The following is a 15,031-nucleotide window of genomic DNA, read 5'->3' on the forward strand; positions in this document are numbered from 1 at the left end:
TGATAAGTTCAAAAGGAAATCTTGGCAATTTTGACGTCACTGTATCAGCTTAATCCATACCCTTATGCATGCCTAGCCTGACCTGCAATCGTAGGTTTTCCTAAACTGTCGTGCGCAAAGCCTTCAACCCCGCCGTCCAGCCACCGTCAAACCGCGAAAAATTGTATTGAGGACATGTACAGCTCCACGCACGCGCGGATCTATGTCTACCAGCATTCCCACTTCCCCATCGAACGACACGATTGTTGGCCAAGGCAGCATTGCTCCTGTCCCAACAAGTACTTGTCGAGTTCGCACCGGCACCTCGCCTCCTCGTGGGACCACGAAGAACTCGAGGTCGTCCGCCCCCTTTTCGCACCGCCGCCGCTGCCGCCAGGAACAGCATGTTCCGCAGCCGTCCGCTCTCGCTCTGGATCGCCGGCTTAGTTTCCGGCCATTCCACGCAGTCGGCCCAGGCTGCGGCGCCGACGGCGACCGGGATCCCCAAGCCGGCTTCCTTTGGTGACGTCGATCAGCTCGCCGTCGCGGAGGGCATCCGCGCGGGTGTAGGAAAAGATGAGGTCGTCGGGGGTGAACATGGCTGCGCTCCTTGGGTCGTGGCTCGGTCTCCGGGCATCGGGGTTCCGATGACGCGGATGGGAACCACCCGCCCGGAGGGAGGCGCGGTCAGGGGAGCGGCGGCGGAACGCCGGCGCAGGGCCACGGCTGGCGCGGGCTGGAGTAACCGAAGGGAGCGACGACTCGGGGCGAGGGCCGGCCCTTGACCGGGGAAGCCGAGCGTGAGGGTTGCTCGTCGCTTTTCCGCTTCGCACTGGGAGGAAAGCCCGCCGGAAGGACAGATGGCTAAGGGGGCGCCGTCACCATCGTGGCGAACGAAGGTACGGTAACCAAACCCGCGTGATCCCTCGTCTCCACCGCCCGCCTCTGCCCAGGTTGCCCATGGCTCTCGAAACGCGATACCCCTTAAAGCAGCCCAGCTGAGACATACAATTCCCGGTGGCCACGGCCGCCCTCGATTTGTTGCCTAGACACCAGCAAGTTTGCCGGGTCAGCCGTGCGCCACCCACTCAGTTGGGCGAAGAACCAGAAAATAGCCCTTGGGCGGCGGCCGCTACCGAGCAAGAATCACTGCTTGTTTACACTGAACTTGTAGCGGCTGCTTCCGTTGATGATCCCTTCGAGCCTGGTTCGACTTGCTGAAAGCGTGCCGACATGGCGCCGGGCCGGACCTTCGCCGCTTGCATCCCACTGTCAAACTCATAGAGATCCCGACGGAGAGGTTCTTCACCGAAGGCCGATCGCCGAACAACGGAACCACAAAAAAACCCCGCTTTCGCGGGGTTTTTCTTCATCAGGCAAGCGTTCGGAGCCTACTCTTTGCGAACACCCTTCCAGGGTTCGCCATCGTCTTTCACCGGCATAAACTGACCGGTTTCTTTGTCGCGCTTCTGCCAGTTGCCGTCCTGACGTTCGAACTGCGAACGATCGCGAACAGCTCCAATTCGATGCCCATCCCCTTTCGGCGGATTCGTGGCCATATCTGTGACTCCAGTTTGTGGATTGAGTGATGAAGCCCGCAACCACACTCGTGCACACGGCGTTTCGAAGAGGGGGGCGGCGTTCACCGCCCCCTCCACCGGATCACTGATCCGGTACTTCAAAAGCCCAAGCTGACCGCCCGTACTGTCGGGCATAAAGCCTCTTGCCGTTCTTCAGGGTAATGAAGGGGCGAAAGATGAGGCGGTAGCCAGGGCGCGCGGTGCCATTCGATGTCATGGCCGCAAGCTCCGTGGTTAAGACTCGACCACTAAACTTTCGCAGAGCTTGTCAACATAGTTGTTGACCGCCATAGTATGAGGACTGTTGCTACAGCAGTTCCCTCAGACGCTACGGAAGACCCACAGACCGAATCGGTGCGCTGTGGGTTTTTTGTCGTCCGAGGGGGAGTATTGGAGAAGGGCCGTTAGCGCGGCCCTTTTTCTTTTCGTCCTGCTCGGTATCCGCGGTTGCTCGCGGGGACCCTTCTCCCGATTAGTAGTGGCGAAGACCCCAAGCGGGCCATAGCTATTGTGTTTTTGACCTTAGCACTCACCTTGCCCGAGTGCTGCCAGAATTCGGCCAGACGAGCCCCAAGCCCACCTAACATTTGCCGCCGATGGTACTCCCCATCCCGAAACATGTATAGTCGCGCCGTGCCCTCCGTCTAGCCGATTTCCTACCGCACTTGTCCGCGAGTGTTGGCGTCGTCGCACTTCGCAGGGGGAACATCGCGCTACGGACTTCCAGTTGAGTACGCCACGGGGAATCATGAACAAATCGCCGGCCACATTGGTCCAGGGGACGGACGGCAATGCAACACCGAGACGGAGTCCGCCTTCGATTGGTGCCGGAGTTGAAATCAAGCAAGACATTGCGTGTGCGCTCAATAAGGTGCTGGACGACCTGCGAATCAGTCAGACGGCGATCGCGCACCGCCTAGGCATCCGACAGCCCCATGTTTCGGCTATCCGAAACTATAAATTGGAAGGGTTTTCGTCGGAGCGTCTTTTGGAATTGTTGTCGAAGCTCGGCGCTTCCGTCACCATCGCGATTGCACCGCCCCGAAGTTCAGCCTCGACACGGATCACCGTCAAGTCGGTGGGAATGATTCCGTCCGAAGAGTTCGTTTTTAACATTGGGATTTTTTCAAGCCCGCCTGAGATTCCTCAGGCGTGGAGCATGACCTGGCCAAGCAGCGAAAGTTCGTTTGTGCATTTTGAACAGGGCTCGTTCGCGCATTTGAGCAGCTCGTGCGCAGCGGTGGCCGCTTCGACGGCGGCCTGCACGAATTGGTTTAGGACTTGCCAAATGTTCGATGCGGAAACACCGGCGGAGCGCGCGCCTTCCCAGGTTAGTGAGTTCCCGCCAAGCTGCCAATGGAAGCTGGCCGTTCGCTAAAATAACGCCTACCAGCACAGCCGAGGGTCCGGGGCAACGCTCCCGCGCACGCCACCGCCACCAGGCGGTGGGCAAACCCAGAGGGTTTGCGTAAGTGTGCCCTTGCCTGTCTTCGGTCCGCTTGTGCGGGCACGCTTTCATGCTCGTCAATGACGGTTTGCCGTAGAAGGAATTTCGGGCGTCCATCGACAACGACAAATCCTTCTGCGCCGCTGGATTGTGGCCACCTGTTTCTCAGGCGAAGTTGAGGGCGACTTCTCACTGGACACCCTCATGCCCCTGCCCATCACTCCCGAATCGCACGAAGCCCTTCATTCCCTCAACGTTGAGGTCGCGTCGCTCCCTGGCTTCGACCGGCGCGCCGTCTGGTCGCCCGGACGGCGGCCCATGCCGAGCGTGGACCACTACCTTGGGCTGTTCGAACTCACCGATCGAGCATCGGCGGTGCTCCGTGCCGCGCTGGCACCCGATTCTTCGGGTGCTGGTGCAGCAGCGGCACTGGCGTCCATGGCGCCAAAGTCCGAAAAGCACCATCCGCGGACAATCTTCCGCCGGAACGCACCGAGCTGCGTCGGCTCGTGGCGGAGTACGAGCCTGCTGATGCGACACGCCGCGGCCTACGCAGGAGGAAGCCATGAGAGCCGGAGCAAAGCCGATACCGGATGCGCTTGCACGGGCGATGGAACACGCCACCCGCGACGTCTCACAGGTCCGCGCGAAACAGCTGCTTCAAGACATGCGGGAAAAGGCAGAACGGCAGGAACTTGCCCGCAAGGAAGCTTTTCGCCGCCGACTGGCCTTGTGCGAGGCCGTGAGCCGGGCTGGCCTCGCGACTGGAGCGCCGCAGAGATTTTGGGGCTCTTGTTGGAGGGTAAAGAGCGGACCGGAGATTCGCCAACGATGCGCCTGGGTATGCGACAGCGCGGGGAGCAACAATTTCAACAGAGGGCTTCAAAGCGCCGCCTCACCCTGTGAGACCGGGGGAATCTTTGTTTCCAGGCTATGTGTACTGCTGGTCCGTCAACGGTATCCGCGCAGACTCTTCGAACCGGCAAGCTCCGTTCCGTTCGGCGCAAGCATCACGGGTGAACAACCAGCCCAGCTTGTCCTGCACGGCCACTTGCTCCGTGCGCCAGACCACCGCCGCTAGGGAGGGATGTGCCTCGAATGCGCCCGCACCGGCATCCCCAAAAAACGGCGTTTCCGCGAACAGCCGAACATCTTGAACGCCCACTATGTCCACATAAATCACTCCAGGGAGGTCAGCAGGCAATTGCCTGGCCGCTTCAAGCACGCGCTGATAGATGAATGCGGCGTGCTGCTCGGGCGTGTACCGCGGTCCTCGCACCCATACGACAATCGCCCCCGAAGGCGTCGTGCTCCTCAGTGGCAGGTACGCCCCAAACCCGCGATGACCGCTCGGCCCGTTTGCTGTTCGCTGCTCGAAGTCTGCGGCAACGCCTCGTTGTGGTCCTTTCGGCAGAGGTCGCACCCGGCCTGTCAAACGTCCGACACCGGCAATTTCCAAAGCCAGTTCCAATTCCTCGTCCGCCGAAACCTCACGCAAGGCGCCTGAAACCAATCCCACCACTTCAGCCTCGGAAGGCACTCGTTCGTGCGGGGTATCGAGCACCACATCACCACACAACCCCGCTGCAGCCAACACCTCAATGACACCATTGGCAAGAATCGCCGCGTCGCGTCGTTTGAGCTTCTCTTTCGCATCCTCGGTAATCCGTTTGCATTCCACTCGGAAGGCAAACCCGTGGCCATCGCACTGGAATTCGGGGCCGGCCTGACCGGCGTCCGACCAGGTCAAGCTAAACCCATGCCGGAGGTAGAACAAAGCGACGTCCCATTCCATCAGAACCGGCCATACCCGTCCGGTTAAGTCGAGCAGCTTATTCCGCATTCCGTTTTGGAGTTCGGCAGGCAACGTCGGCTGTATTCTCCGGAGCGTGCTGCCGGCGAGCACGGCGCTCCACACCGCCTCCGGCAGCTCGTGCACAGTCAACCGGCGTGTTCCCCTCATTGTCCGCCTGTCGACTTCGTCAAATGCCCTGACCCACGGCATTTGCTCTGCACGCAGCATGCTACGGAAAACGTTCCCATCCGCGTCTTGTTGACGCATCTTGCCGCGAGCAGCTTCCAATGCTGTCTGTGAGAGAAACGCGCGGAACACCCGGATGCACGCCTCGAAATCGCGGAGAGGCACAGTCAACGGAGCGGGACGGAAACGCTGGGTATCGCTACCGGAATTCATGCCATCACCGCTCAGCAAGGACGGATGGGTACAGCTATTGGGGGATTATCACTCACCCCTGGAAAATAGAGGCATCGACAGCAGGCCGCTACTGCTTTGTAGCAAACAAATGGCCCCCACATCCGCCTCCGCAAGCTGGCGTACCCAACTCAGCCCACCGCTTCCTGGCGTCTTCTGCGCTCAAGCATCCGGGGGCCATATCGCATTCGCTCTTGTTGACGCGACGGCAAACGGATGTCGAGTTCGTGGTGCAGGTTCCGTCATGAAACGTGCCCTCGAACAGGTGGGTTTCGTTGGTCTTGCGGTTGCGCCCGACGCTGAAAGCCGTAAATCCACTGAGCAAGGCCTCGTTGACGCCGCTTTTTAGTATGTCTGATATTTTAATTTTATTTCTACATAGTTATATTTATTTAGTAGTTTTGCAACTGAACCATAATTTTTTGGACGAACGACTGCTTGAAGGACTCGATGTCTGCAGAATCTTTGGTTGCATCGATGTCGTGAACGTAGATATGCCCTTCGAACAAGCCCTCCACGAACTGGCCCCAGATTTCCGTAGCTCCTCCAACCACGTTCACCGTCAAATGAGCATCGGAAGGGCGACACATGCGCAGGGGCAGCTTGGGCAAAGGAAAGGCAAAACGAGGGCCGACCTTCTCGTGAGTCTTCTTGCTCAACCGGGCCGTGATGCGCCACGCACCCGGCATGTAATCCACCGGCGATTCGATTTCACAGAAGACTGCATCGCGCTTCTCCTTTTGTTGCGCAACGGCTTCCAGCACCGGCGCCTCAAGTTCCGACGGAAGAATGAACCACGTCGGGTGCCCACGAGATTGGGGGTTTCCTTTTGCGGTTTCTCCGTCTTGGCCGTTCCATCGAACGCCTATCGCGCGTTCGCCGTTCCACAGGCCCTCGCACACGGCCCAGCCTGGCTGCTGGGTGTCTCCCGTGCCTGTGCTGTAGAGAACCCCCCCTAGCTTCCACTGATCACGGGGAGCCACCACTTCATTGGGGTCAACGTACGCCATGCTGCAAACCTCCTCTACATCCTAGATACGATCTAGGCTAGTCCTTTTGTGGTTCCCGTACAACAGGCCCACGGTGCTCGTTCACCTAGTGGTGAAGGGATTTAGGGCCAGCATTTTTTGATCGACAGATAACGCTATCTGCACGTACCATTCCGCGCGTCCGTTGCCGGAGTGGGACGCCGATGAGCACAACGCTCCGAGAGACGACCTTGCGAGAACTGGCTGCGGCCGGGGCTTTGCGCCGGGTTTGCGCGGCCGGCCAGGTGGGCGGATTTGCCGTGGCGGTGTTCTGCGGCACCGCGGCCACCGAGACCTACTTGGCCAGCACCCGTGGCGAAGTCCGGGTGTTTCCCAACCTCACCACCCTGGCGGCCCATTTGCGGCGGCTGGGCATCGAGCAGTTCGAGGTCAATACCGCCGGCTACGAACCCGCCCGGGTGCGCAAGGCCCGGCCCGACCGTGCCCGCGCACTGCGGCGGACGCGCACCACCCCCACTCAACCGCGCCTTTTCGAGGGAACGTCATGACGCGCTTCACCGTGGTGGATTTGTTTGCAGGCGCTGGCGGGCTCTCCGAAGGGTTCCGCCAGGCCGGCTTTACGGTCATTGCCGGGTCCGACAACGACCCCGATGCGATGGCGACCTATGCGAGAAACTTTCCGGAAGCCCGCGCCATTACGGGCGACATCCGCGACCCGGGCGTCAAGGAACAGATTCTCGATGCGGCGCGCAAAGCGACCGTACTTGTCGGGGGGCCACCGTGCCAGGCGTTCTCGCAGGTCCGCAACAAGACACGGGTCATCGACGACCCGCGCAACTCGTTGTACCGGGAGTTCGTCGATGTTCTCCGCCAGGTACGCCCCCCGGTTTTCCTGGTCGAAAACGTTACGGGCATGGACCAAATGGGGGTGCGGGAGCAAATCGCCGCCGACCTGTCTTTGAACGGCGAATACACGGTCTTGCCCCAGGTGGTGGACGCCGCGGACTTCGGGGTTCCGCAAACCCGCAAGCGGCTGCTGTTCATCGGGGTCCGTGCCGGCAGCGGCATGACGCCGCCCCGCCTCATCGGCACCGGTGCCACGGAGTCCGTTGCACTGGTCCGCTTCACAGGCACCCGCCGGCCACGGTACCAGTTGGTGGTCCAAGAGCACATCCGCAGCATCCGGGCCGGCGAAGGACTGACCGACCCGAACTGCCCCTTCATCGTGTCTGCTGCCGACGCCATCGGCGACCTGGTGGGACTTCCGGTGGGGAACCGGGTCGATGAGTTGCCCTATGACCGGCTGGACGCCCCAGCCAGCGCGTATCAGCGGGCCATGCGCGAGGGAGCCGGCGACGTACTCCACAACGTTCAGGTGCCCCGGATGAACCCGGACACCCGGCTCCGGCTCAAGGGCATTCCAGCGGGAGGCAACCACCGCGACCTCAAGGACGAGCTGCTGGAACGCTACATCACGGGGCAGAAGTGGGGGCAGGACAACGGAACCGGCCGGCTCTCGCGCCAGCACTTCTACGCGTACCGGCGCCTCCACCCAGGCATCTGGGCTTGGACCTTGAACACCAAGGCGGACTCCGTTTACCACTACAGCGCATTGCGGGCTCTGTCGGTGCGCGAATTTGCCCGCCTGCAGTCCTTCCCCGACCGGTTTGTGCTCACCAGCGACCCGCGCAAAGGAATGATAGAAGGACGCCACGACGGCGGACCGGCGCATTCGCGCTACCGCCAGGTGGGCAATGCAGTTCCGCCCCTTCTGGCTCGGGCGGTGGGCCAAATGCTGTTCGCCGAACTGAGCGCCCACCTCAAACAGCCGAAGAAACGCAAGGAGGCTGTGCCCGCATGACGGACAACGCTCCGGAAGCCGAATCCATCAAGGCCGCGTTTGGGGCAACCAACCGGGCGCGGCTCATCAACGCTTACTTCGCGGAACGGGGCGGCACCATCGCTCCGGGCGAAGCGTGGGCGCATGTATACCGGCTGCTGCTGTGGATAGACCAGACGACCGGGCTGGCGCACTGCTACGAGAGCGACAAGAGCCAGCCGGGGAAGCGCTGGTATTTGCGCTCCTTGGCCTTCCACGACTGGGTGGCCTCGGCGTTGAACACCACGCCGGAAAAGTTGGCCGAAAACCTGGATTGGTTGTTCCTGCGGGCGGCAAAGGACCTGGCGGCTGAGGTGCTGCGCAACGCAGCCAAGATTGCCACCGTGGCCCAGCGTCAGCGTGCACCGTATGAAGGCAAGGGCTTTCCGCAGCCGGGCGAGGACCCGGAGCTGGTGGCACTCATCAAGCGGGAGCTGGGCACCCACCTGGTGGCCGAAGCCTCACCGGAGGTTTGGGCCCGGCTGGTTCAGCAGATTCGCCAATACCTGGCGTTGGACAACAAGCGCAAGAACCTCGTGGGCGAAGGGTTCGAGGACGTGTTGGCCCAGGTGGCACGCCGGGCTTACCCGAACCCGAACGTCAGCGTCCACGTCCGCAAGATCCTCCACGAATTGCCCGGTTTCAACCGCGCGAAGAAGGGCGAAAAGCCGAACAAGGTCGATGTGGCCATCGTCAAACCGGACCGGCGGATTCTCATCACGGCGAAGTGGAGTGTGCGGGCGGACCGGGAAAAGCAGTTCATCACGGATTACAGCGACTACGTCCAGGCGGAGTCCGACAACCAGCCGTTCGACTACGTGTTCATCACCAACGAATTCGACCCGGCCCGCCTGATGCGGGCGTGCGAAAAACTGGTCAGCAACAGCCCGATGTTCACCCACGTTGTCCACATCAACACCGACGGTCTCCGTGCAACCTACGGTGCGGCGGACGCCGCCGGGGCAGCTGAAGAACAGAGCGATTCCATGCGCAAGGTATTGGAGTTCGTGGACAAGGGACGCTTGATTGGGCTCAACGCCTGGCTCCAGTCCATGGCAGAAACGCCGTAGCAGGTCTGCGCCATGGGCATGGGCCGAGGTGAGAACATGCGACGCATCCGGGCCAAGGACACAGGTCCGGAACGCACGGTCCGCGCACTGCTCCGCGCAATGGGTCATCGAGGCTACCCCTCCACCGCAAAGAACTTCCCGGCAAGCCGGACGTCGTCTTTGTCGGCCGGCGCAAGGCCATCTTCGTGCATGGCTGCTTCTGGCACGGGCACGACTGCCGCGAAGGGCTCCGCCGACCGAAATCGAACACCGGTTACTGGCTGCCCAAAATTGAAGGCAATCAGAAGCGCGACGCCCGCCATGTGGCTGAACTGGAGGCCAAGGGCTGGCACGTCCTTACAGTCTGGGACTGCGAGATGTCGAACACGGAACAGTCTGGGACTGCGAGATGTCGAACACGGAAACGCTAACAGCCGTATTAGCTGAGTTCCTTGCCACTTAGATGGGAAGTCTGGGCCTAGCAGATGTGGGGCGGTAAAGTCACAACCTTATGGAAACCAACTTCAATCGGGGGGCTCACCGATGAATCGATCATCAAACGGGAGAAGCACGGCGCAACCCGCCCTCGCCGATAGGAAACATCAGCCCAGCGCCGTGTTTACGCTCAAACCAACCGCCAAAGTCCGGATTTACATCCTGTGACCAGATCAGACATACAGGAGCCAGCGCAAAATCAGGGAAAGCAAGCCATAGGGTGCACAATACTGCACACACTAAGCGAAAGCCTCCCCGCACTAGGCGCAGTCGTGCTCAACAACAACATTGAGCACTAGCCTAAGTCACTGTTTGCCTGGGGGTTTTTCAAGAAACCTCGATTCCGCCACATAGCATTGCTTGATCTCCTCGGCCACTGCCGCAACTCCAGACGGAGCTATCTCACAAGCAGTTTAACACGAAATTCGTTGGTAGCAAATATCTGGCTGCGCTCGGTGCTGATCACAATCTTTCGGTACGAAATGCGATTGAGCGAAACAGCGGCTTCGTGCTTAACGGTGCATGCAAATTCTGTCTCAACCGCAATATCTGACGTTATGCGCTCGTCTATCAGAACCACGAACTCGATCATGAAATGGTGGATATGAGCTCGCTGTTTTGTTCGGTAAAAAATTACGTCGTCTTCTCCGCTGATGAGTTTTTTAAAGTCATCGGGAATATGCGTGGTCCATTGCCAATTGCACTTGCCAACAGCTTTGTCCAGAGGAGGGCTAAAGAAGAGAACGTAGCCTTTCTCATTGGGCAGGTTTTTGGCCGGCAGGGTTATCAAATTGAAACCATCGCCTTGGTGAGTTACGTTGGGCTTGACGTCAAGAATACTATGCTCTCTTGGCACTGAATTTAGCGTTATTCTCGTGCAAAAAAGAGGTTTCTCGCCGAGCACTTGATACGAGTTCTTGAGCACCGTATCGGATGAGCCGTCCTCATGGATAATAGTCGTCATTTCTATGACTTCATCGAAGTCTTCAGGCTTGTATGAGGGCTGCGAATAAGTATCAAATAACTGAGAAGTGCTCTCTAGTACAAAATCGAGAGCCTCATGAGGGCGCTTATCGAAATGTCGAACTATTGCTCTTGCGGAGGTGTGCTCCTCCCAATCTACGCCACTTGCGGCAATGCGACCCGCGTCAAGTAGATACTTGATGTCGCCGGCAGTTAGGTCGAATTTCGTGCTCAAAACATCCTTTGTGGTTATCGGAATTAACTTGAAGTAGTTGGCCGGCGACCTGATTTTGTCATGAGCAGTAAGCATAGTAGTCAGCAGACTCTTCAAGTATCCAAAGCCATTCGTTTCGTTTTGGGCTTCGTCGTCCTTCAAGCAAAACCCTATTGTTGGATACTTGGACTCTTCAAACAGGTAGCTTGGAAAATTGCTTAGCAGGCCGCCGTCAACCAAAACCTCCGGATCTTTTCTAACAGGCTCAAATAAAATAGGGATGCAGATCGAAGCAATCACCGCATCCGCCACGAGTTGTTCTGGTGAATCGGTTATGCTGTATTTCTTATAGCTGCCCGTCTTGAGGTCGGCTGCTACGATCTTTAGATCATCAACTTCTAGTTTGTTAGGTCCCTTATCGGTAAATCTTCTGTCACCAAATACCTCATAGACCCATTTTGAGAGCTTGCCGGTGTCGTACAGCCCTCTCTTATCGACAATATCTTTAATGTCCTTATTTGCTCGGTATAGTGACCAAGCGGCAGATATTGCGGATCGAGAGCTTTGATCATGAATTGCTTGACCAACCTTTTGAGCGATTTCTTTCAAGCGACCAAATCTCTTATTGCCCGCGTCGCTCAGAAACCCTTTGAATATTTCAGGCTTGAGGTACTCTTGGAGGGCTGATGGTTGAGTCCCTATGGCCAAAAGCGCAGCAACGACTGCGCCAGCGCTCGTGCCGCCGACGGCGCGAATTTTTATATGCGCCGGCATTGACTCCAATACTCCCGCGTAGGCGATTCCCTTAACGCCGCCCCCCTGAAATACCAAATTGACGTGACGCGTGGCGGGTGGGGCCTGGGGGGGACGCTTTGTGATTTTAGTCATGGGCTTTAGCGCAACCGCTGTGAGGGGCGAGGGACTACCTAGAAGAGACCGAAAGCAGGCTAATGTGTTGCCATATCTGGCACCAGAGAGACGCACCTCTCACTCTGTTGCGCCGGCAAGCTGGCCTTAACTCTTCTGCAACAGGGCTTGAAATCGCTCGATAAATGGGCGGTGGTTGCCGCCGATGTCGAGCTTGATAAGACGCCATACAACAGCGTGTTGTGACTCGTCGGTAGCTAGAGCTGCCACCTGTGGGCTCGGTCATCATGTCAACAACACCCGCAGCGACCCCACCTCCAGCCACTTCTTCCACCTCAAGCCCGGAAACAGCTCCGACAACTCTTCGGCGGTCCACGGACGCATGTAATCGACCTGGTGGACGTCGTCGCCGGGCTCATGGCCCACAAAAGCCCGACGCCGATCGGCCAGCAAGCGGCTGCCCTGCAGCTCCTGGATCACGGTCTTTCTCAGGCTGTGGAAACCCACGATACCGTTCGAGCGGCGGGGACGGATGCCGAGCTTATCCAGGTAGTAGCCAAAACCTTTGGAGATGGCGTTCCCCGCTCCTGCCTTGCTGTCGATGCGCATGTCCGGGAACAACCTTGCTTTTCCCTCCCGCCGCAGGCGCTCGACGCGGTCGAGCAACCCCAGCTCCACCAAATCGGGATGGATTGGCACCAGTCGCCGGGACGCCGCCGTTTTCAGCGATTGGCCGTCCGAGTCTGTCGTGATGCGCAGACACGGAATCCCCTGCTCTTCCACGAAGTCCGCCAGATAAAGTTGAGCGATTTCGCTCACTCGTGCGCCCGTATACAGTCCGATGAGCGGTGCCCATCGGGCGTGCTCCGTTCGTATACGGGCCAGATTTTCAGGTTTGTAGATGAGCTGGAGCGCCGTCAGATCTAACGGCTCCCATTGGAACCCTTCAGCTTTGCGGGCAGCCTTCTCTTTCTTGGTGAAGACCACCGCGCCGTTGACCGGATTCGGTCCCAAAAGCTTGCCGCGGGCTCCCAGAAAGGCGAACAGTTGGGCGACGTGGGAGACCATGTTTCCCACAGTCCGCTTGGTCGCACCTTTCTTCTTTGCCGGGCCGGCCTGCTTCGCAGCGCCAGCCACGATGACACCGTGCGCCCACTCGCCCACCGCCTCCCGGTCGATGGCGGATACGAGCATGTCTTTTCCCACTGAAGCGGAGAACGACGCGAAGGCCCGCTGCCGCTGCGCCCAGGTGTTCCGCTTGAGTCCGGCGGACTCCGCTTCCGTGTACAACACGATGGCTTGGCGCAGAGTCAGGCCTGGCGGCTTCGGCGGGACGGGCGGTGAGGCCGCTGAGGCAGGCCGCGGTGTTGTAAGGGCGTGTGGTGCCGGCATCGCCGGCTGCGCCAGCAAGCGCAGGACATCCAGAGCAGCGCGGTTGTCTTGCTCCGTGCCGTTGGTCTTGAGTCGAGTGGGCCGAAGCGAGGCCGGATCCACGTCGATCTCAAAGCGCCGCGTATCCCCCGCCTCGTGCTTGGACACGATGGATTGAATGCTCGGCGGCAGCTTCGGCACCACTGTGTCCTTCAGCGCAGCGAAGGTCTCAGCGTAGCGCACCGACAAGGTATACGAACACACCTTTGCGGTACGGGCGTCGCGCGTTCGCAGGCTGTGCTGAACGAAGCGAATACCCAGGACCGGCTGCAGCTCAACCGGCACGCGCTGGCGGAAGTAGAAAATCCCGCTCCGCAGCAGAACGAGGTGGTGGGCAAAGCGCATGGGCATCCAATGTGTGCGAGCCGTGTGTGCGAGTGCCAAGGGCCAGAAAAACGAAAAAGCCCCTGATTTCTCAGGGGCTTTTTGCGTTTGGCTGGGAGACTAGGAACGTTAATTCCTCCGGACTCCCAGCCATGCTAAGCCTTTCCGCCCTCCGCGCCGATGTGTGCGGGTGACATGTGCGAGCGGCGGGATGCTAGTAGGGAGGTCCTGAAGGAGGGAAGCCGCCGCGCTTCCGTCCTCGGTTGGCGGTGCGGCTCCGCCTGCCTGGCCGTTCAGTCCTCGCCCGGCTCCATGATCGTGACCACCGGCTCGCCCCGATCCCCCGGCCCCAGCATCAGCACCAACTTCGTCACCCGAGGGCGACGTCCGCCGCGCGGCACCACCCGGACCTCGAACGCGACCCGCCCGCTGTCGCCGCGCCTCGCAGCGGCCCTGGCAGCCAGCGACGCCATCCACAGGACGTCCCAGAGCCGACCGTCCTCGTCCTGCGGCGCTCTCTCTTCCGAGCTCCAGCTGACGCAAGTTGCCCAGACTTGGGCGGTGAGCGCCACGGGTAACGTGAAGCCGGCTTCCTGCGCCATCGCACCGGCGTCCATCAGCACACCGTCGTCGAGGGCCTCGCGGCGGGTGTAGGTATGGATGACGTCGTCATCGTTGAACATGCTTCGCTCCTTCCTTCGTGGTCCGGTACCCGGGCATCGGGGTTCCGATGACCCGGATGGGAACCACCCGCCCGGAGGGAGGCGCGGTCAGGGGAGCGGCGGCGGAACGCCGGCGTAGGCCCAAGGCTGGCTCGGGCTGGAGCGATCGAAGGGAGCGACGACTCGGGCCGGGGGCCGGCCCTTGACCGGAGAAGCCGAGCGTGAGGGTTGCCGTGGCTGGAGGCCTTCCAGCTTGGGAGGACTTTTCTTACTGCGTGGCCAACGCCGCCAACTCGGTCGTCCGCTTGTGCGCCGCCTGAGCCTCCACGCGCTCGGAATACCGGTCGGTCAGGGTTGCGGCCTGCGGCCGCAGGAGCACGGTGAAGCGCACCGGTTCCTCCATCACGTCCACGATGCGCTCGTAATATGCTCGCCCCGTCTCACTGGACGACATCGAGAGCGGGATCGCACAGAAACTGCCGTTCACAATGCGCTGGCTGCTGCGCGCGCGGCACGCTCACGAGCGCCGGCCGCAAAGATCGACGGTGTAATACGGACAGCGGTCCTCCCCTCAACGAGTCAACCTGCAACCGATTGAAGCCAGCGCCGCGGCGCGTGCCTCACACGCTCGACGCCCGTTTTCCGATGGCAGAACTCTCGCGCGTTCGTCGTTTAGTCCAACAGGCGCCGTGCTTCCCGTTCGGACATGGCCTCCACCAGTCGGAAATCCACCGGGGTTTTATATGAATCGTTTGCCGTTGTTACCACTACTGTTGCTGCTGGCACCGGCCGCGGGTGCCGTTGAACTCGTCGTGGATGGCGGTTTCGAACAAGGCCTCGGCGCACCGTCGTGGGGTCAACAATCCACCAACTTCGGCTCGCCCCACTGCCATTTGGGCATTTGCAGAGGTGTCGGGCCGCGCACCGGTACCTTTTGGCT

At 60.1% G+C, this 15,031-nt stretch carries 13 protein-coding genes and 1 pseudogene; 6 read left to right on the forward strand and 8 right to left on the reverse strand.

What is annotated here, in order from left to right:
* Window positions 1-422: 422 nt before the first annotated feature.
* Together DFR29_RS29330 and DFR29_RS29335 are read right to left on the reverse strand one after the other, a co-directional pair.
* Window positions 423-578, reverse strand: coding sequence for a hypothetical protein (locus DFR29_RS29330; protein WP_166654226.1), 156 nt, complete (start codon window positions 576-578; stop codon window positions 423-425).
* A 792-nt stretch (window positions 579-1,370) separates the two neighbouring features.
* Window positions 1,371-1,694, reverse strand: coding sequence for a hypothetical protein (locus tag DFR29_RS29335; protein WP_166654209.1), 324 nt, complete (start codon window positions 1,692-1,694; stop codon window positions 1,371-1,373).
* Window positions 1,695-2,307: 613 nt separating this feature from the next.
* Here DFR29_RS29335 and DFR29_RS20090 point away from each other — a divergent pair.
* On the forward strand, window positions 2,308-2,937 hold the full coding sequence (locus DFR29_RS20090) for a helix-turn-helix domain-containing protein (RefSeq protein WP_133820425.1): 630 nt from the start codon (window positions 2,308-2,310) through the stop codon (window positions 2,935-2,937).
* 1,000 nt (window positions 2,938-3,937) lie between these two features.
* Here the strand turns inward: DFR29_RS20090 and DFR29_RS20095 are convergent.
* Complete coding sequence (locus DFR29_RS20095; RefSeq protein WP_133820426.1) at window positions 3,938-5,200, reverse strand: hypothetical protein; 1,263 nt, start codon at window positions 5,198-5,200, stop codon at window positions 3,938-3,940.
* A gap of 410 nt (window positions 5,201-5,610) precedes the next feature.
* Entirely contained in the window at window positions 5,611-6,228 is a 618-nt protein-coding gene (locus DFR29_RS20100; protein ID WP_133820427.1) for a hypothetical protein, read from the reverse strand.
* A 182-nt stretch (window positions 6,229-6,410) separates the two neighbouring features.
* Here DFR29_RS20100 and DFR29_RS20105 point away from each other — a divergent pair, with 182 nt between their 5' ends.
* The 4 genes and pseudogenes from DFR29_RS20105 to DFR29_RS30150 form a co-directional block, all read left to right on the forward strand.
* Window positions 6,411-6,755, forward strand: a complete 345-nt coding sequence (locus DFR29_RS20105) for a hypothetical protein (protein ID WP_133820428.1) — start codon at window positions 6,411-6,413, stop codon at window positions 6,753-6,755.
* The gene (locus DFR29_RS20110) at window positions 6,752-8,068 is read left to right on the forward strand and encodes a DNA cytosine methyltransferase (protein WP_133820429.1); all 1,317 of its coding nucleotides are present in this window, start codon (window positions 6,752-6,754) and stop codon (window positions 8,066-8,068) included. Before DFR29_RS20105 ends, DFR29_RS20110 begins: the two co-directional genes overlap by 4 nt.
* Entirely contained in the window at window positions 8,065-9,156 is a 1,092-nt protein-coding gene (locus DFR29_RS20115; RefSeq protein WP_133820430.1) for a hypothetical protein, read from the forward strand. Before DFR29_RS20110 ends, DFR29_RS20115 begins: the two co-directional genes overlap by 4 nt.
* A 167-nt stretch (window positions 9,157-9,323) precedes the next feature.
* Window positions 9,324-9,566, forward strand: a pseudogene (locus tag DFR29_RS30150) (hypothetical protein); the annotation flags it as partial.
* A gap of 461 nt (window positions 9,567-10,027) precedes the next feature.
* On the opposite strand, the gene DFR29_RS20125 reads toward DFR29_RS30150, so the two are convergent.
* From DFR29_RS20125 to DFR29_RS20140, 4 genes are all read right to left on the reverse strand, one after another.
* Window positions 10,028-11,695, reverse strand: a complete 1,668-nt coding sequence (locus tag DFR29_RS20125) for a patatin-like phospholipase family protein (protein WP_133820431.1) — start codon at window positions 11,693-11,695, stop codon at window positions 10,028-10,030.
* 264 nt (window positions 11,696-11,959) lie between these two features.
* Window positions 11,960-13,450, reverse strand: a complete 1,491-nt coding sequence (locus tag DFR29_RS20130) for a site-specific integrase (RefSeq protein WP_133820432.1) — start codon at window positions 13,448-13,450, stop codon at window positions 11,960-11,962.
* A 272-nt stretch (window positions 13,451-13,722) separates the two neighbouring features.
* A complete protein-coding gene (locus tag DFR29_RS20135) occupies window positions 13,723-14,112 on the reverse strand; it encodes a DUF6573 family protein (RefSeq protein ID WP_133820433.1) in 390 nt (129 codons plus the stop codon).
* Between the two features lie 247 nt (window positions 14,113-14,359).
* Window positions 14,360-14,503 carry a hypothetical protein gene (locus DFR29_RS20140; protein ID WP_425598865.1) on the reverse strand — a complete coding sequence of 48 codons (144 nt, stop codon included), beginning with the start codon at window positions 14,501-14,503 and terminating at the stop codon, window positions 14,360-14,362.
* A 331-nt stretch (window positions 14,504-14,834) separates the two neighbouring features.
* Between DFR29_RS20140 and DFR29_RS29720 the strand changes: the two genes are divergently transcribed.
* Window positions 14,835-15,031, forward strand: a 197-nt coding sequence (locus DFR29_RS29720; RefSeq protein ID WP_208113663.1) for a hypothetical protein, incomplete at its 3' end; no start/stop codon positions are given.

This window comes from Tahibacter aquaticus (assembly GCF_004363655.1).
Classification (GTDB): domain Bacteria; phylum Pseudomonadota; class Gammaproteobacteria; order Xanthomonadales; family Rhodanobacteraceae; genus Tahibacter; species Tahibacter aquaticus.

Excerpts from the sequence above, each read along its gene's own strand:
- DFR29_RS29335 (WP_166654209.1), bottom strand. The coding sequence starts at position 1,694 with ATGCCCGACAGTACGGGCGGTCAGCTTGGGCTTTTGAAGTACCGGATC.
- DFR29_RS20125 (WP_133820431.1), bottom strand. The coding sequence starts at position 11,695 with ATGACTAAAATCACAAAGCGTCCCCCCCAGGCCCCACCCGCCACGCGT.
- DFR29_RS20115 (WP_133820430.1), top strand. The coding sequence starts at position 8,065 with ATGACGGACAACGCTCCGGAAGCCGAATCCATCAAGGCCGCGTTTGGG.
- DFR29_RS20090 (WP_133820425.1), top strand. The coding sequence starts at position 2,308 with ATGAACAAATCGCCGGCCACATTGGTCCAGGGGACGGACGGCAATGCA.
- DFR29_RS20095 (WP_133820426.1), bottom strand. The coding sequence starts at position 5,200 with ATGAATTCCGGTAGCGATACCCAGCGTTTCCGTCCCGCTCCGTTGACT.
- DFR29_RS20135 (WP_133820433.1), bottom strand. The coding sequence starts at position 14,112 with ATGTTCAACGATGACGACGTCATCCATACCTACACCCGCCGCGAGGCC.
- DFR29_RS20105 (WP_133820428.1), top strand. The coding sequence starts at position 6,411 with ATGAGCACAACGCTCCGAGAGACGACCTTGCGAGAACTGGCTGCGGCC.
- DFR29_RS20100 (WP_133820427.1), bottom strand. The coding sequence starts at position 6,228 with ATGGCGTACGTTGACCCCAATGAAGTGGTGGCTCCCCGTGATCAGTGG.
- DFR29_RS29330 (WP_166654226.1), bottom strand. The coding sequence starts at position 578 with ATGTTCACCCCCGACGACCTCATCTTTTCCTACACCCGCGCGGATGCC.
- DFR29_RS20110 (WP_133820429.1), top strand. The coding sequence starts at position 6,752 with ATGACGCGCTTCACCGTGGTGGATTTGTTTGCAGGCGCTGGCGGGCTC.
- DFR29_RS20130 (WP_133820432.1), bottom strand. The coding sequence starts at position 13,450 with ATGCGCTTTGCCCACCACCTCGTTCTGCTGCGGAGCGGGATTTTCTAC.